Consider the following 397-nt stretch of genomic DNA (forward strand, 5'->3'; position numbering starts at 1 on the left):
GCGCACGAAGGCTTCCAGGCGTTTCTCGATATCCGGCAGGATAACCAGCTCATTGACGATCGGGTTCGGCGCTTCGGCGGCAATGATGCCCGGCTCGGTCAGGCCCAGGTAGCGCCCGCCGGTAATGCGTTGCTTGGCGTGGGAAATGGTCGCGCCCTTCATCGGGCCTTTCATCACGCCAGGGCCGCAGCCGGTGCACACATCCAGGCTGCGCAGGCCCAGTTCGTGGCCGACTTTCTTGGTGTACTTGTATTCTTCGGTATTGATCGAGTGCCCGCCCCAGCACACCACGATCTTCGGCTCGACACCGGGGCGCAGCGTACGAGCGTTGCGCAGCAGGTGGAACACGTAGTCGGTGATGCCCTGGGAATTGCTCAGGTCGATACGCTGGCTGTCC

Annotated in this window: 1 pseudogene; it reads right to left on the reverse strand. The window is 62.7% G+C overall.

Annotated features, from left to right (window positions below):
- Positions 1–397: pseudogene (locus tag C5J22_RS30900) on the reverse strand (hypothetical protein); the annotation flags it as partial.

The organism is Neorhizobium sp. T25_13 (genome assembly GCF_002968675.1).
Taxonomy (GTDB): domain Bacteria; phylum Pseudomonadota; class Alphaproteobacteria; order Rhizobiales; family Rhizobiaceae; genus Neorhizobium; species Neorhizobium tomejilense.